General features: G+C 71.4%; 13 protein-coding genes. 6 read left to right on the plus strand and 7 right to left on the minus strand.

The genetic code is table 11. The annotated features are described in order from the left end of the window. The first annotated feature begins 124 nt into the window (after window positions 1-124). Window positions 125-1,417, plus strand: a complete 1,293-nt coding sequence (locus OG302_RS20610) for an ion channel protein (protein WP_371528122.1) — start codon at window positions 125-127, stop codon at window positions 1,415-1,417. Here OG302_RS20610 and OG302_RS20615 read toward each other — a convergent pair. Then, a complete protein-coding gene (locus tag OG302_RS20615) occupies window positions 1,414-2,043 on the minus strand; it encodes a MarC family protein (protein WP_361829088.1) in 630 nt (209 codons plus the stop codon). The two genes, OG302_RS20610 and OG302_RS20615, sit on opposite strands and share 4 nt — an antisense overlap. A 37-nt stretch (window positions 2,044-2,080) precedes the next feature. Further along, window positions 2,081-2,992, minus strand: coding sequence for a LysR family transcriptional regulator (locus OG302_RS20620; protein ID WP_371528123.1), 912 nt, complete (start codon window positions 2,990-2,992; stop codon window positions 2,081-2,083). A gap of 184 nt (window positions 2,993-3,176) precedes the next feature. On the opposite strand from OG302_RS20620, the gene OG302_RS20625 reads away from it, so the two are divergent. Next, complete coding sequence (locus tag OG302_RS20625) at window positions 3,177-4,463, plus strand: SGNH/GDSL hydrolase family protein (RefSeq protein WP_371528124.1); 1,287 nt, start codon at window positions 3,177-3,179, stop codon at window positions 4,461-4,463. 155 nt (window positions 4,464-4,618) lie between these two features. Here OG302_RS20625 and OG302_RS20630 read toward each other — a convergent pair whose 3' ends face one another. From OG302_RS20630 to OG302_RS20640, 3 genes are read right to left on the minus strand one after another with little or no spacing between them, the layout of a single operon-like run. Further along, window positions 4,619-6,586, minus strand: a complete 1,968-nt coding sequence (locus OG302_RS20630; RefSeq protein WP_371528125.1) for an FUSC family protein — start codon at window positions 6,584-6,586, stop codon at window positions 4,619-4,621. 51 nt (window positions 6,587-6,637) lie between these two features. Then, window positions 6,638-7,678, minus strand: a complete 1,041-nt coding sequence (locus tag OG302_RS20635) for an endonuclease/exonuclease/phosphatase family protein (RefSeq protein WP_371528126.1) — start codon at window positions 7,676-7,678, stop codon at window positions 6,638-6,640. A 48-nt stretch (window positions 7,679-7,726) separates the two neighbouring features. After that, on the minus strand, window positions 7,727-8,575 hold the full coding sequence (locus OG302_RS20640) for a hypothetical protein (protein WP_371528127.1): 849 nt from the start codon (window positions 8,573-8,575) through the stop codon (window positions 7,727-7,729). 180 nt (window positions 8,576-8,755) lie between these two features. Between OG302_RS20640 and OG302_RS20645 the strand changes: the two genes are divergently transcribed. After that, window positions 8,756-9,193 carry an SH3 domain-containing protein gene (locus tag OG302_RS20645; protein ID WP_371528128.1) on the plus strand — a complete coding sequence of 146 codons (438 nt, stop codon included), beginning with the start codon at window positions 8,756-8,758 and terminating at the stop codon, window positions 9,191-9,193. A gap of 72 nt (window positions 9,194-9,265) precedes the next feature. Continuing rightward, window positions 9,266-9,658, plus strand: coding sequence for a hypothetical protein (locus OG302_RS20650; RefSeq protein WP_371528129.1), 393 nt, complete (start codon window positions 9,266-9,268; stop codon window positions 9,656-9,658). A gap of 89 nt (window positions 9,659-9,747) precedes the next feature. Here OG302_RS20650 and snpA read toward each other — a convergent pair whose 3' ends face one another. Beyond that, entirely contained in the window at window positions 9,748-10,413 is a 666-nt protein-coding gene (gene snpA / locus OG302_RS20655; RefSeq protein ID WP_371528130.1) for a snapalysin, read from the minus strand. Between the two features lie 219 nt (window positions 10,414-10,632). Here snpA and OG302_RS20660 point away from each other — a divergent pair, with 219 nt between their 5' ends. Next, complete coding sequence (locus tag OG302_RS20660; RefSeq protein WP_371528131.1) at window positions 10,633-11,571, plus strand: LysR family transcriptional regulator; 939 nt, start codon at window positions 10,633-10,635, stop codon at window positions 11,569-11,571. Between the two features lie 207 nt (window positions 11,572-11,778). After that, entirely contained in the window at window positions 11,779-12,807 is a 1,029-nt protein-coding gene (locus OG302_RS20665; RefSeq protein ID WP_371528132.1) for a hypothetical protein, read from the plus strand. An 85-nt stretch (window positions 12,808-12,892) separates the two neighbouring features. Here OG302_RS20665 and OG302_RS20670 read toward each other — a convergent pair whose 3' ends face one another. Further along, window positions 12,893-15,001: a PhoX family phosphatase gene (locus OG302_RS20670; RefSeq protein ID WP_371528133.1), complete on the minus strand. Its 2,109-nt coding sequence runs from the start codon at window positions 14,999-15,001 to the stop codon at window positions 12,893-12,895. Window positions 15,002-15,395 lie beyond the last annotated feature (394 nt).

The following is a 15,395-nucleotide window of genomic DNA, read 5'->3' on the forward strand; positions in this document are numbered from 1 at the left end:
TCCGGCCCCGGCCCGTTCGCCGAGGGCTCCGCGGGCGCCGACCCCGGTCCGCCCGGAGACGCGGGCCGTACGCCGCCTCCCACCGTCTGACCGAGCGAGAGGCGGGGGCTGCCCCGGAGGGTCCATGACCGAGACATCCACGCCGGACCGCAGCCCCTCGCTCTGGACGCCGCAGGCCCGCGCCCTGCTCCCGCTCGTGCTGCCCGCCCTGCTCGTCGGCGTCGGGTCCAGCCTGGCCCTGCTGCTGCTCAGCTTCGTCGCCGAGCGGCTGCAGGATCTGCTGTGGGACGCGCTGCCGGACGCGGTCGGTGTCTCCGGCACGTCGGCGGGGTGGATCATCGGCGTGCTCACCGTGGCGGGGCTCGTCGTCGGGCTGATCGTGTGGAAGGTCCCGGGGCACGCCGGGCCCGACCCCGCGACGCTGGGCCTCGTCGACCCGCCGCTGCCGGTCCGGGTGCTCCCCGGCATCGCGCTCGCCGTCGTCGTGGGCCTGGCGGGCGGTGTCAGCCTGGGCCCGGAGAATCCGATCACGGCGATCAACATCGCCCTCGCCTACGCACTCGGCGTACAGGTCATGCCCCGTACTCCCGCCGCCGACTGGGTCGCGCTCGCGGCGGCGGGGACCATCGGCGCGCTCTTCGGTACGCCGGTCGCGGCGGCGCTCATCCTCTCCGAGACCGTCACCGCCCCCGGCCCCGACCCGCGCCCGCTGTGGGACCGCCTCTTCGCACCGCTGGTCGCGGCGGGCGCGGGGGCGCTGACCACGGTGCTCATCGCGCACCCGACGTTCCAGATCGACATCCCGGCGTACTCGGGGCCGCACTGGGGCGACATCCTCTCCGCGATGGTCATCAGCACGGGGGCGGCGGCCGTAGGGCTGTGCGCGGTGTACGCCTTCCCCCACCTCCACCGCGCCTTCCGCCAACTCGGGCATCCCGTGCTGATGCTGACGGTGGGCGGTCTCGTGCTCGGCGCCCTGGGCGCGCTCGGCGGCCATCTCACGCTCTTCAAGGGCCTGGAGGAGATGAAGGAGCTGACGGCGGAGGCCGCCGACCACGACGCGGGCAACCTGCTGCTGCTCGCCCTGGTCAAGATCCTCGCGCTCTGCGTGGCCGCCACCTGCGGGTTCCGTGGTGGACGGATCTTCCCGGCGGTCTTCGTGGGCGTGGCGCTCGGCATGTTCGCGCACGCCCTCGTCGACGGGGTGCCGCCCGCTCTGGCGATCACCTGCGCCATCCTCGGCGTGCTGCTCGCCACGACGCGGCAGGGCTGGCTGAGCCTGTTCACGGCGGCGGTCGTGGTGATGGACCTCTCCGTGCTGCCCATCCTGTGCGTCGCGGCGCTGCCCGCCTGGCTGTTGGTGACGGGGCGCCCGGAGATGCTGATCGAGGAGGGCCGTTCGAAGACGGCGGGTTAGTGGCGGTCCAGGCCCGGGACGCCGAGCGAGGCGAGCCCGTCCAGGACCAGGTCCACGCCGACCGCCGCGAGGAGCAGGCCGAGCAGCCGGCCGAAGAGCTCGATCGTGGCGTGGTGGGTGCCCCGCAGGACGCGCGCGAGCAGCACCACGCAGACCAGGTCCAGGGCGACCACGGCGACGTACGCGCCGACGACCGTGGAACGCCACGACCAGGTGTCGCGGGCCGCCGCCTCGATCAGCACGGCGGTCATGGCGAGCGGACTCACGATGTACGGCATGAGCAGTTCGCGTACGCCGCTGACGAGGTCGGGGGCGTCCTGGTTCGCCCCGTCCGAGCCGAGGTGGACGCCGAGGACGAGGCCGACGGCGTAGATGAAGAAGATGACGCCGCCCGCGAGTTGGAGCGCTGGTGTGGAGATGTGGAAGAGCTCCAGGAGCCAGGGCGCGGTGAAGCCCGCGATCAGGCCCACCACGACGGCGGCACCGGACGAGACGAGCGCGATCATCCGCAGCTCGCGGACCGGATGGTTCTGCGCGAGGCCGCCGAAGGCGAGCAGCACCTTGGGCGGCCCGACGACGGAGAAGAAGGTGATGAATGCGGCGGAGTAGGTCAGGGCAGCGGTCACGCACGGCATCTTCCCGCGCGGGGGCCGCGCGTGAGCGTCAGAACCGCGCCGGTCCTCCGTTTGCCGCGACGGAGTCACGCACCGCGCGGACGAACGCGTCGAGGCGCGGGGTGCCCTCGGCGGCGGTGCGCCAGATGAGGGCGACGTCGGCCGACGGGACGTCGTCCAGCGGGACGAAGACGATGTCCGGGCGGGCGTAGTACTTCTCCACGGACGCGACGACCGGCGACACCCCCTGCCCCATGGCGACCAGCGTCATCAGCTCCTGGAACCCGGCGACGGACTGACCGCGGCGGATCGGCAGGCCGCTGGGGGTGCGGGGCGGGTGGTGGAAGTCCCACCAGTAGCCGGGAGCGCCGTTGACGACACCGAAGAAGGTCTCGCCCGCGCACTCTTCGAGGGACACGCTGTCGCGCCCGGCGAAGCGGTGGCCGAGCGGCACGGCGAGCATGCGGGATTCGTTGATGACGACCGGCCCGACCGTGAGGTCCGGCTCCTCGACGGGGAGGCAGGTGAACAGCGCGTCGGCGTCACCGCCGCGGAGCGCGCCGAGCGGGTCGCCGTACTGGGTCTCGCGCATCCGGACGTCGCAGCCCGGGCAGCGCTCGCGGAACGTCCGGAGGATCGCGGAGGTCAGCGAGCCCGCGCCCGACCCCAGGAAGGCGACGGTCAGTTCGCCCTCGACGCCGCGTGCCACGTCCTTGGCACGGGCGACGGCGGCCTCCATGCGTACGTGCAGAGGCGCCAGGTCGTCGTACAACTGCCGCCCCAGCGGGGACATCTCCACCTTGCGGCTGGTGCGCTCGAAGAGCGGGGCGCCGATCTTGCGCTCCAGCTTCTTCACGGTCTGGCTGACGCGGGCCTGGGAGAGGAGGAGGCGTTCGGCGGTGCGGCCGAAGTGGAGCTCTTCGGCGAGCGTGAGGAAGGTTTCGAGTTCTTGGCGTTCCATTGCTGTTCCCCGCCCCGTCCGTAGGTCCTTCTCTGCCCTTTACGGCTCTGACCTGCATCGATAAGCCTGAGCGTGGTAATCGTTTCACGGATCGCCGTTGATCGGGGGTGGGCGGAGGCGGATCTTGGAGGAGTCCGGTCACCGGATGCCTCCTTCCACTCCTTTCAACTCCCCGGAGATTCCCATGCGTTCGCGTACTCGTACGTCCGCCGCCGTCGCCGCCACCGCCGCGCTCGCCCTGACGGCCGGTCTCGGCCTCGCCGTCACGGGGGCCCACGCCTCGGGCTCGAAGCCGTCGGGCCCCGCCTGGACCGCCGCCTGGGCCGCGTCGCCGCAGCGTGCCAGCACGGGCTTCAAGGCCAACTGGTCGGAGGACGGCTTCTCCGGCCACACCCTGCGCCAGGTCGTCCGCGTCACCGAGGGCGGTGACAGAGCCCGTATCCGGCTCTCCAACGCGTACGGCACGTCGCCGCTGCACATCGCGGGGGCGACCATCGCCCGCACGAAGCAAGGGGCGGCGGTCGAGGAGGGCTCGGTGCGGCGCCTCACGTTCGAGGGGAGGCGGTCGGTGGAGATCCCGGCACACGGCCAACTCTCCAGTGACGAGGCGGGCTTGAGGCTGAAGCCCTTCGAGTCGGTCACGGTGACCCTGCACCTCGCGCGGACCACGGGTCCCGCCACGTTCCACGCGCAGTCGTTCGCGACGAGTTACCGGGCGGACGGGGATCATGTGGGGGACGCGGGTGCGGGGGCGTTCGACGAGTCGACGGAGTCCTGGTACTTCCTGTCGGGTGTGGACGTGAGGGGCGCACGCGACCGTGACCGTGCACATGCCCGTGACGGCATCGTCCTGTTCGGCGACTCCATCACCGACGGCTTCGCCTCCTCCACGGACCTCAACCGCCGCTGGTCCGACGCGCTCGCCGAGCGGCTCGCCAAGGCGGGGACGCCCCGGCCGGTCCTGAACGCCGGTATCGGCGGCAACCTCGTCCTCAACGACTCGGCCTGGTACGGGGAGAGGGGTACCGCCCGCTTCGGGCGGGACGCGCTCGACCTGCCCGGGGTGGGGACGGTGGTCGTCCTCGAAGGCCTGAACGACATCGGCTTCAGCGAGAGCGATACGCCCACGTACAAGCCCGCGCCGAAGGTGAGCGCGGCCGAACTCATCGCGGGGCACCGGAAGCTGATCCGGGCCGGGCACGCGAAGGGGGTCAAGGTGGTGGGGGCGACCTTGCTGCCGCTGGGGGGTTCGGATCACTACGGGGAGCGGGCGGCGAAGGTGAGCGACGAGTTCAATGAGTGGGTGCGTAACTCCGGGGAGTACGACGGGTACGTGGACTTCGACCGGGCGCTTGCGGATCCGGCGGACGGGGAGCGGATCGCCCCTGAGTTCGACAGCGGGGATCACCTGCATCCGAATGATGCGGGGTATCGGGCGATGGCCCGAGCGGTAGATCTGGAAGCGCTGTAATCACCGGCTTCGCCCAGTTCGGCCTCAAACGCTGGCCAGGCCAGATATAGCCTGGCCGGCGTTTGAGGCCATCTTTTCGGGGGTCCAGGGGGCGGAGCCCCATGGTTTCGGGAAGGGGTGGGATTGGGGAAAGCCCCGCAGGGAACGCCCGAACCTCACACCCGCGGCGGCGACGCGATCGCCCTCGCCGCCGCCACCTCCTGGCGAAGCGGCTCCAGGACACTCTCCTGGGCGCCCATGAAGGAAGCAGAGACCTCCTCCAGGGTCTCCGAGTCCCGCAGACCCTGCGCCAACTCCCGCAACTGCCGGGCGACCTCCCCCACCTCAGTGAGGCTCGGCTCCCCCGCCCCATGCCGAATCCGCACCCGCGCGGCGGTCGTCGCGTCCACGATCCGTTCGACCGCGATCACCAGCGGCCACCACGCCGCCGCCCGCGCCCCCATCGGAGGCGGTTCCGTCAGGGCGCGCTGGAACTCGGTGCGGATGACGGACAGGTCCCGGTACAGGCCGCGCCGCATCCGCGCCCGCGCGGCCACGTCCACCGCCGTGCCGAACGCGCTCTCGACGTACGACGCCGTATCGGCCACCGCGTCGGCAAGGCTGTCGCCGATCCGGGTGTGCCAGCTCTCCGGCCACAGCAGGTAACCCGCCACCAGGGAGATGCCGCAGCCGATCAGGCTGTCCACCAGGCGGGGCACGACGAGACCGAAGCCCTGGTGGTTCAGGACGTCCGACAGGAGCAGGATGACCGGGGTGATCGCGGCGGTCTGGTAGCCGTAACCCCGCGTCGTGAACACCGGGATCAGCGCCGCGAGGACCAGCATCACCGGCACGTCCCACCAGCCCCGCGGCACCTCGGCGAGGACGGCGGCGGCGACCACGAGCCCGGCCGCCGTGCCGATCGCCCGCAGCACCGCCCGCGAGAAGACCGAGCCGAAGTCCGGCTTGAGGACGAACGTGACGGTGAGCGCCACCCAGTACGAGCGGGGCACGTCGATCAGGGACACCAGCGACTGCGCGATGCCGATGCAGAGCGCGAGACGCAGGCCGTAGCGCCAGGACGCGCTCGACAGGACGACGTTGCGGGCGGCTCTGCGGGCCCGCACGCGCAGGGCGGCGGGGCGGCCGAGGCGGTCGTCGACGTGCACGACGCCGTGCGGGTCGGGGTCGTTGAGGAGTTCGGCCACGTGCCGCAGGGCGTGGTCGACGGCGTCGGCGGAGGGTTCGACGGGCTCGGGGAGCACCGGTTCGGGGACCCGGGCGGCTCCGGGGGACGCCACCTCGTCCGCGAGGCGCCGCACCTCGGCGGGGAACTCCGGCGGCATCGGAACCCCGCACTGGTGGGCGGCCGGCGCGGCCTCGATGACGGGCGTGATCGCGTTCAACTGGGCGATCAGGCGCACCAGATCGGGGTTGCGGCCGTGCGCGCGGGTGCGCCGGGCGAGGACGAGGTCGTACGACTGGTTCAGGGAGGCGGTGACGGCGGTGCGGGCCTCGTCGTACCGCTCGGTGCCCGCCGCTTCGAGGAGCGCGGCCACGCTGCGGTAGGTCGCCGCGACGGCGGCCCGCTCCGGGATGCCGGACCGCAGCGGCCAGGCGAGCAGGGCGAGGAGGAGGACGAGCAGGCCGCCGCTCGTCATCAGGGCCGGGGCCAGCCACCATTCCCCCGGCATCGGAAGCCCCGCGCCCACCACGGAGTTGAGGAGGAGCAGCAGCCCTGACACGGATGCCACCGCGCCGATCGTGGACATCATCCCGGAGACGAGCGCGACCAGGGTCACCACGCCGACCGCGACCCAGCCGTGGCCGAAGACGAGCGAGCCGATGGTGACGCCGATCGCGCCGAACAGCTGCGGCACGGCGATGTTGAAGATCCGCATGCGGTACGCGTCGGCGGTGTCGCCGATGACTCCGGACAGGGCGCCCATGGAGGCGAGCGCCCCGTACGCGGGCTGCCCTGCCGCGAGGCCGATGAGGAGGGGCAGCGCCATGGCGACGGCCGCGCGCGCCACCGCGGCCCACGGGACCGGCGCCGTCTGCGGTTTGAGCGTCCTGACCAGCCAGGGGGGTGGGGCGAGGGCGCTCAGAGGGCCCGGTGGTGCGGGTGACTCACGGCGGGGCATGCGGCCATTATCGCTGCCGCTGTTGCCGCGCTGCCCGGCCTGACCTGCGTTTTACCGGTCCGTTCCGTGCAGCGTCACGTCCACCACCAGGGCCCGGTGGTCCGTGTGGCCGATCTCCAGGAAGCGGGCGTCACGGGCCGAGAAGTCCGGGGTGAGCAGAACGTGGTCGATCTGGGTGCCCAGCGGTGACATCAGGTCGGCGGGCCAGCTCGGGGTGCGGGCGGAACCCGCGAGGCTGGCGGCGTCGCGTACCCCGCCGGTGTCCAGGATGTCGCGGAAGGCCGCGTGGTCCTGGGTGGCGTTGAAGTCGCCCGCGATGATGGTGGACCGGTTCGCTCGCTTGCCCTCGGCGGCGTAGTCGCGGATCCCGGCGAGTTCGGTGCGCCAGGTGGAGAGCTGCCTGGGCAGCGGCGGCATGGGGTGGGCGAGCTGGACGCGGACCTGGTGGCCGTTCTTCAGCTCGGCGACGGCGCCGGGCATGCCAAGGGTGCCCGCGAGGCCGCTCGCCTTCTTCAGGGGCAGCTTGCTGACGATCACCGAGCCTTCGGCGCCGCCGGCCTCGCTCGCGGTGCGGTAGGGGTAGTCGGAGCGGGGCAGTTCGTCGCGCAGGGTGTCCGAGCAGCTGTAGTCGCACTCCGGGACGAAGAGGAGGTCGGGTTTCTCCTTGCGGACCGCCTTGAGCAGCCCCTGGGTGGCCTGGCCGAACTCCACGTTGGACGCCATGACGCGGATCTCGGCGACGGCGTGCCCCTCAGGGTCGTCGGTCTTGCCGTACGGCTCCATGAACCAGGCGACGCCGCCGAGTACGACGACTCCCCAGACGAGGCCGACGCGCCAGCGGGCGAGCGCGGCGAGCAGCAGCCCGGCGACCGCAGGGACGATGAGCCAGGGCAGGAACGCGAGGATCTGCGGTACGGGCGTGACGCCGTCGGAGTCGGCGGTCCGGAAGCCGATGACGGTGCTGACACCGGCCAGGAGGAGAGCCGCGAGCCAGGCGGAGAAGCGGTGCACCGGCCGCCGCTTCGCCCGCGGCTCGTGCCGCTCCTCGTGGGGAGCCGTCCTGGCTGCCGTTGCGCTGTCTGCGCTGTCCAAGGCCGGCCTCTCCGTCTGATCCGTCTGGGGTGCTGCGCGAATCTTCCCCTAGAGACGGCGGGAGGTACGGGAGGGTTGCATTCGCCGGAGCAGCCATGCGGCGAGCGCCGCCGCCAGGCCCACCCCGAGGATCACCCAGCCGGCCACGCTCAGCGAGGACGTCAACGCGTCGTAGACCGCTTCCGCCGCCGGGCGGGAGACGTCCTTCGGCAGGTCGTCCAGGGTCAGACCCCGGCCCACCATGACGGCGAGGGCGAGGGCTGCTCCCGCGAGGGCCGCGCCGAGGGCCGTGCGGATGATCGCGCGGCGGCGGTGCACCGCCAGGAAGATGCCGGCCACGGCGAGCAGTACCGCGGCGAGGGGGAGCCAGAGGCCCGCCACCTGGAGCATGTGGAATCCCTTCCCGAAGGGCCCGAGGTCCGACGACTCCATGAGCGTCACCTCGGTGTGGGTGACGGGGATGCGGTCCGCGAACGGCACGCCGTCCGCGTCCAGTTGGCGCTCGACCTGCTCGGTGATCGGCGCGAGGTCGATGGTGACGGCGCCGCCGTCGGCCTGGTCGGTGAGGGCGTCCTGCACCGCGGCGTGCGCCTCGCGGTTGGCCGCCTTCCAGGCCGCCTCGAACGCCGGGGTCCCGGTGAAGGACCGCACCGCGTCCCGTACGAACGACTCGACGGTGTCCTGGAGCGGCCCCGCGTCGATCGCCTTCGCCACCCCGTCCGTGACCGCGTCCGCCACCGCGTCCCGCACATCGGGGTCGGAGGCCAGCGGCGCCATCGTGGCGACGTACCGGTCGGCGTCCTCGATCTCGTACTTCGCCCAGGTCGAGAGCGCGCCGAGCGGCACGAGGAGGACGGCGAGCACGAGGAGGACGGCGGACAGCGAACGTCTGAGCACGTCCCCCAGCAGAAGTCCCGATCACGCGGGGCGCGACCGGGACGAGTGCATACGGGGGCAAGAACTCCCACCTGTGAACTCACTCGTCCGGTGGAGCCCTAGCCCGAACGGGTGTTTGCTGGAGGGGGGAGAAAAGGGGTGGAGGGATCCGGGGGAACAGGGGGAACGAGGAGGTCGATCATGCGGACCACTCCGGCCCTGAGGCGCACTCCGGCCGCCCTGGGAACTCTCGTCACCGCGCTCCTGACCGCGGGCGCGCTGTCCTTCGGGGGCGCGTCACCGGCCGTCGCCGCGGCACCCACGCACGACCACCATGTGGTCTGGGGGACGATCGTCGCCCCCGTCGACCTGAAGATCCGGGACGCGCCGTCCACCAGCGCCTCGATCGTCGCGAAGCTCCCGGCGGAGAGCCAGGACCGCGTCGAGTGCGTCACGCAGGGGTCCAGCGTCTGGGGCGACACGTCCTGGTACTGGCTCGGCGGGGTGCAGGGCTGGGCCAGCGCCGCGTACGTGGACACCGGCGGGCAGCATGTGCCCAGCTGCGCCACCGCGGACCCGTGCCAGCAGTACAAGCCGTGCTGGGACTCGTGCCAGGGCGGCTACAACCGCTACCACTGAAGCCGCCGAGTTGCCGGGCGGCGCGGGCGGGTGTGCCCTGGATGGGGGGCGACCGTGTCTGGAGGACCCGTCATGGCTCACGTGGCATCCACTTCGACATCACCCCGCGTGCTCGGCGGCTCCGCCGCCACCAGGGCGGCGACGGCCACCGTGCTCCTCGGCCTCGTCTACGGCATCTGGGCGGCGGGCATCGCACGCGACGCGGGGCCCATCACCACCGGCAACGTCCTGCTCGGCGTCGTGGCCGGAGTCGTCGTCGCGGCGGTCTTCATGGGGCTGCGCACGATCGCGCCCCGGCTGCCGCGCGAGCTGCGCGCGGCGGCCTGGGCGGCCTTCGCCGGAATCGCGTTCGGCTATCTCTACAGCCTGACCGACGCGACGGTCCTGCGGTCCGTGATCATGTCGCTCGCGGTGGCGGGCGGCGTGTTCGCGATGACGTTCTACCGCTACTACACGAGCGAGTGACGGACGCCGGGACCGGCACCGGGACCGGCGGCAGCACTGTGCCCATCAGCGTCGAGCGCGCTGATGGGCACAGTGGGTGAAGCGGCAGGTCAGCCGACCTTCTCCATTCTGTCCAGCTTGTCCAGCGCCTTCGCCAGACCGTTGGCCCAGAGCTGGTCCACCTGGGACCGCTCATTGGCGTCCGGCTGCGAGTTGGTGCACGAGGTGCCCGGTCCGCCACCGGACATCAGCTCGCTGCACGGGCCTTCGTAGTGGTCCGGAAGGCCGAGGACGTGGCCCGTCTCGTGCGCGGTCACACGGGTCGAGTCGTACTCCTGGTTCTGCGCGTAGTCCAGGAAGATGTACCCGCTGCCGTGGCCGTCCGTGCTCGCGTACGAGCCACGCGGGTCATTGCCCTCGCGGTACTCGAAGTTCGCGCCGCTGCTTCCCGCCTGGAGCTTCACGTTGGAGACCGCGCTGTTCCAGATGGACGTGCTGCTGGCTATCTGCTGCGCGAAGGTGGGGGCACCGGAGGCGTCGTACACCACCGTGACCTGCTTCGTGCCGGGGTTGGCCGCGCGCTTCTCGGCGACCGACTTCAGGACGGCGTCGAAGAAGGCCTTGTTGGCCTTGGCTTCCTCGCCGGAGCCCGCGTAGTTGGCGTACGCGGAGACGGACGACGGCGCGGTGGGGGTCGCGGCCGTCGCTGATGTCGTGCCGATACCTGCGGCAGCGAGGCCGATGACGGCCGCGACAGAGAGGTAACGCTTGTTCATGTGGGGGGCTCCCTACTCGTTCGGTGAAAGGTGAACGGTTCGGTAGGGGGAGTCTCAGGGAACCGGGGCTTCCGCGGATGATGGCAAGTGGTGATAGTGCCGGGCTATCGCCCGCCCTTGGCCAACCTTCGGGCGGGCTCCGGGTGTGCCCAACTCAGGTGGTTCACGTGGGGTTTGTGAGTCTGGTGCACCGACGCCCACCGCTCTACGCTCACAGCCATGGAGCTCGAGGTGAGGCACCTCCGCGCGCTGTGCGCCATCGCCGACACCGGCAGCCTGCACAAGGCGGCGCGCCAACTCGGCATGAGCCAGCCGTCGTTGACGACCCAGCTGCGCCGCATCGAGCTGGAGATCGGGGGCCAGCTCTTCGCCCGCGGACGCACCGGCTGCCGTCCGACCCCGCTCGGGCGCCTCGTCCTCAGCCGTGCCCGCCCCCTGGTCAGCGAGATGCGCTCGCTGGTCAACGAGACCAAGGCCGCCGCCGCCCGCGCCTCCGAGGGCCCGCAGCTGCGCATCGGCTCCACGGCGAGCTGCGCCATACCGGGCTGGCTGCGCCGGCTGCGGCTGCGCCTGCCCACCACCGAGACGTCGCTCCAGATGGACGTCTCCGCGAACGCGCTGCTCCGCATGGTCGCGGGCGGGCAGCTCGACGTGGCCTTCGTGCACGAGGTGGAGGGGAGTCCGCTGCGCATGCCGGAGCGGCTGCGGCGGCGCGTGCTGGTCGAGCGGGAGCCGCAGTTCGTCTTCCTGCCCGCCGACCACCCGGCGGCGGGCAAGGCCGTCGTGCACCTCACCGATCTCGCCGATGACCGGTGGATGGTGGACCCTACGGTGGACGGCGAGTGGGACGGGCTGCTCCGGGTGCTGCGCGAGGCCGGGCTCAACCCCCGTGTCCTGCACGGCGATTACCTCACCGCGTCCTCCCTCGTGGCCACCGGCGAGGTCGTCACGGTCTGCCAGCCGACCTCGCACGCGAGACCCAACATGACGGTCCGGCCACTGCACGGCGACCCGCTCGGCGTACGCCTCGTTGTGGCGGCCCGTACGGAGGGGGAGCTCGACGCGGTGTACGGGGACCTCGAAGCCTCGTACTGGGAGGCGGCACGCCAGGCGCCCGCTTACGGGGAGTGGCTCGCGGGGCGGGCGGAGGCGGCATGACGTAGGTCCCGAACAACCGATGACCTTCGACCTGACCACCTCTGACCTGCACTTTTACCCGCTTTACGGTTCCGCGCCACCGCATGCGGCCGGTTGTTACGTTCCCTACGGATGACGCACACACAGCGCCCGTAGCTTCATGTCTGTCGCCGCCACAAAGAGGCATAAAGACGGACAGTTCGACCGACCAGTCATAAGGGATCCGCTATGCGTGCCACCCGCCGTACCTTCCGCACCGCCGCCATCGCCACCGGGGCGATCGCCGCTCTCGCCGTCCCGACGACGGCGGCCTTCGCCGCCGACGCCCCGTCGAACCCGCAGGGTCAGGTCGCCGCGGGTGACCGGCCCGGCGCCTCGGACCAGGACGGGAACGGCCAGGATCAGACGGACCAGGACCACACCGACAAGGACCAGACGGACAACGGCCAGAAGGACAAGGACCAGGCCGACAAGGACCAGACGGACCAGGACAAGACCGATCAGGACAAGTCCAAGGACCCGGAGACGCCGAAGCCCGGCAGCTGGGAGTCCAAGGGCACCACGGACCTCGGCAAGGGCTGGTCCGCCAAGGTCGACGTGAACGCGTCCGCCCGCAGCGCCAAGGCCGCCGTCACCCTCAACGGCAAGGCCAAGGGCTCCCTGGAGGCGTACATCAACCCGAAGACCACCAAGATCGACGGGAACACCTTCAAGCTCTCGGCGGACGGCACCATCACCCGCACCGGCGCCAAGCCGGTCCCGCCGAAGCCGCAGCCCAAGCCGAAGCCGGACCACAAGCGCCACCTGGTCCACCAGTACACGAACCTCGGCGGCACCGGCTTCGACGCGAAGGTCTACAAGACCAAGGCCGGCTACGAGGCCGACATGATCGCCAAGTCCACCGACACCGGCAAGAAGGTCGTCTGGGACACGATCAAGCAGTCCGGCCACAAGCCCGCGTACGGGCAGCACAACGGCGCGCACTTCGTGCTCAACCCGGACGGCACCATGAAGGGCTGGACCGAGGGCAAGACCCACGGCAACGGCAACACCGGTCACGGCCAGAAGCCGCAGGTCCAGGTCCAGCCGAAGAACGGCGCCTCCCACGTCGTCCCGAAGGGCGGCGTCAAGGCCGGGGCCGACGGCATGTCCCCGGCAGGCGACAGCGCCCCCCTGATGGCGGCGGGCGGCGGCATGGCGGCACTCGGTGCGGCGGGCCTCGGCTTCGCGCTGTACCGCCGCAAGCAGAACAACTGACGTCGCGGCAGCGGCGGTACGACGATGGGGCACCCCCTGGGAGAGGGGGTGCCCCAAGACGCGTACGTGGTCGTGCTCGGCCTGCTCAGACGCCGATGTCGCAGCCGTCCTTGCGCCACACGGAGACGACCGACGGCCGGACGATCTTACCGGCGCCGTCGGGCCACGCGCTCGCGGGCTTCTCGACGGACGCGCCGTCGACCTCGCCCGGGTGCTGCACCGAGACGAGCACGCGACGGTCCTGGACCAGCGGGCCACAGGTCTCCGCGCCCGTCGGCATGGTCAGGAACTGCTTGAGCTCACCGCGCCGGTCACCCTTGGTCGCGACGCCGAACAGGCCGTCGTGCGAGCCGAGTTGGTTGCCGTCCGTCGAGATCCACAGGTTGCCGTGCGGGTCGAAGGCGACGTTGTCCGGGCAGGAGATCGGGCTGACCTTGTCCTTCGGGAAGCCCGCGAAGTACGTGGCCGGGTCCTCCGGGTCACCCGCGACCAGGAAGAGCGACCAGGCGAAGGTCGTCGACTCCGGGCGGTTGCGGCGCTCGGTGAGCTCCAGGATCTGCCCGTGCTTGTTGAGGTTGCGCGGGTTGGCCTCGTCGGCCGGGGCCTTGCCCGCCTTGCCGCGGTCGGAGTTGTTCGTGAGCGCGACGTACACCTTGCCGGTGTGCGGCGACGGCTCGATGTCCTCGGGGCGGTCCATCTTGGTGGCGCCGACCTTGTCACCGGCCTGGCGCGTGAAGACGTACACCTCTTCGGCGGTCATGCCCTCGACGTGCGAGACGGCGTGGCCCTTGGGGCCCGCGGTGGCGAGCGGGATCCAGACGCCGCTGCCGTCGAACTCGCCGTCGGCGGGCAGCTTGCCGGTGCCGTCGATGTCACCGGCGGGGGAGTCGCCGGTCAGCTTGGCTACGTACAGCGTGCCCTCGTCGAGGAGCGTGAGGTTGTGCGCGTGCGCGGCACGGGACGAGCCCTTGGCGACGTGCTTGCTGCTGACGAACTTGTAGAAGTAGTCGAACTTCTCGTCATCGCCCATGTAGACCACCGGGCGGCCGTCGTGCGTCAGGCGCGGCTGCGCGGCCTCGTGCTTGAAGCGGCCGAGCGCGGTGCGCTTGCGCGGGGTCGAGTCGGGGTCGTACGGGTCGAGTTCGACGACCCAGCCGAAGCGGTTGGCCTCGTTGGGCTCCTTGGCGAGGTCGAAGCGGTCGTCGAACCGCTCCCACTTGCGCTCGGACGCGGCGCCGATGACGCCGTAGCGCTTGAGGCGCGCGGCGGCGGTGGGGTCGGTGACCTTCTCGGCGTTGGCGAAGTACTGGTTGAAGTTCTCCTCGCCGTGCAGGGTCGTGCCCCACGGGGTGGTGCCGCCCGAGCAGTTGTTCAGGGTGCCGAGGACGGTGGTGCCGCGCGGGTCGGCCTTCGTCCGGACGAACGCGCTGCCCGCGGCGGGGCCGCTGAGCCGGAACTCGCTGGTGGCGGTGAGACGGCGGTTGAGCTGGTGGCGCGTGACGGCGGCCAGCTTCCCGCTCCTGCGCTCCTCCTCGACGACCACGACGGAGAGGCCGTGGGCGGCCCAGGCGATCTCGACCTGCTCGCGGGTGGGGTTGGCGGCGTCATACCCCTTGAACATCAGAATCTCGTCGGTGTACTCGTGATTGGCCACGAGGACCTGACGCCCGCGCTCGCGGTGCAGCGGCAGGAGGCTCAGGAAGTCGTTGTTGTAGCCGAACTGTCCGGCCTGCGCCTTCGCGGTCTGCTTGTCCGCGTCGAAGGCGGGGGCACCGCGGAGGATGGGCTCGCCCCAGCGGATGACGACGTTCTGGGCGTAGCCGTCCGGGATCGTCACGGAGTCGGCGGTGTTGGGCGCTACGGGCGTGAAGCGAAGGCCGCGCGCTCCCTTTTTGCTCTTGTTGCTCTTGTCGCTCGTCGGCGCCGCCGGTTTCCCGGCCGCGGCGGCGGCCTCGGGGGCGGCGGGGCCCGCGAGTACGGCGCCGCCCGCGGCGGTCGCCACGGTCACGACGGCGGCGGCGCGCATCATGGAGCGGCGGCTGAGCGCGCCGGCTATGACGTCACCGACGTACTCGTTGTCGCTGGTGTTGGGCACCTCGTGGAAGCAGGCATCACCACACCGGAACCGGCAGGTCATGGCGGAACGGCCGCCGCTCCCCTGGTGCGAGGTGATGATCGGCAGCAGCTTGGGCACGTTTCCTCCGCTGGGTGGGCATGGCTTGATTCCGCCGTGACGCTAGGCGCGGAGGTCGGCAGGGCGACGGCCTGAGGGTGAACGGGAGGTGAATCGCGGGCGCACAGAGGGCAGTTGAGGTGCGTGTGCTCGGTGAGGGTGACGCTTGGGCGACCCTCACCAAGATCGCCTGTCGCGGCGGCTAACCTTACGTGTCCGCCCTGGCCAGGGGTTATCGGGAATCAACTCACGCGAAGGGGTGCACCCATGGGCATTCTGAGTGTCCTGCGGAACGCGTTCGGACGGTCGTCACGCAAGGGGGATCAGGCTCCGGAGCCCGGGGCGAGCCTCCCGGAAGCTTCGGAGAGCCGGGAGACCCCGGGGGCCGGGGAGGCTTCGCTGACCGCGGAGACCT

Origin of the sequence: Streptomyces sp. NBC_01283, from assembly GCF_041435335.1 — a bacterium.
Classification (GTDB): Bacteria; Actinomycetota; Actinomycetes; order Streptomycetales; family Streptomycetaceae; genus Streptomyces.

Coding starts and splice junctions, on each gene's coding strand:
- OG302_RS20665 (WP_371528132.1), top strand. CDS start 11,779: ATGCGTGCCACCCGCCGTACCTTCCGCACCGCCGCCATCGCCACCGGG.
- snpA (WP_371528130.1), bottom strand. CDS start 10,413: ATGAACAAGCGTTACCTCTCTGTCGCGGCCGTCATCGGCCTCGCTGCC.
- OG302_RS20650 (WP_371528129.1), top strand. CDS start 9,266: ATGGCTCACGTGGCATCCACTTCGACATCACCCCGCGTGCTCGGCGGC.
- OG302_RS20625 (WP_371528124.1), top strand. CDS start 3,177: ATGCGTTCGCGTACTCGTACGTCCGCCGCCGTCGCCGCCACCGCCGCG.
- OG302_RS20630 (WP_371528125.1), bottom strand. CDS start 6,586: ATGCCCCGCCGTGAGTCACCCGCACCACCGGGCCCTCTGAGCGCCCTC.
- OG302_RS20620 (WP_371528123.1), bottom strand. CDS start 2,992: ATGGAACGCCAAGAACTCGAAACCTTCCTCACGCTCGCCGAAGAGCTC.
- OG302_RS20660 (WP_371528131.1), top strand. CDS start 10,633: ATGGAGCTCGAGGTGAGGCACCTCCGCGCGCTGTGCGCCATCGCCGAC.
- OG302_RS20610 (WP_371528122.1), top strand. CDS start 125: ATGACCGAGACATCCACGCCGGACCGCAGCCCCTCGCTCTGGACGCCG.
- OG302_RS20645 (WP_371528128.1), top strand. CDS start 8,756: ATGCGGACCACTCCGGCCCTGAGGCGCACTCCGGCCGCCCTGGGAACT.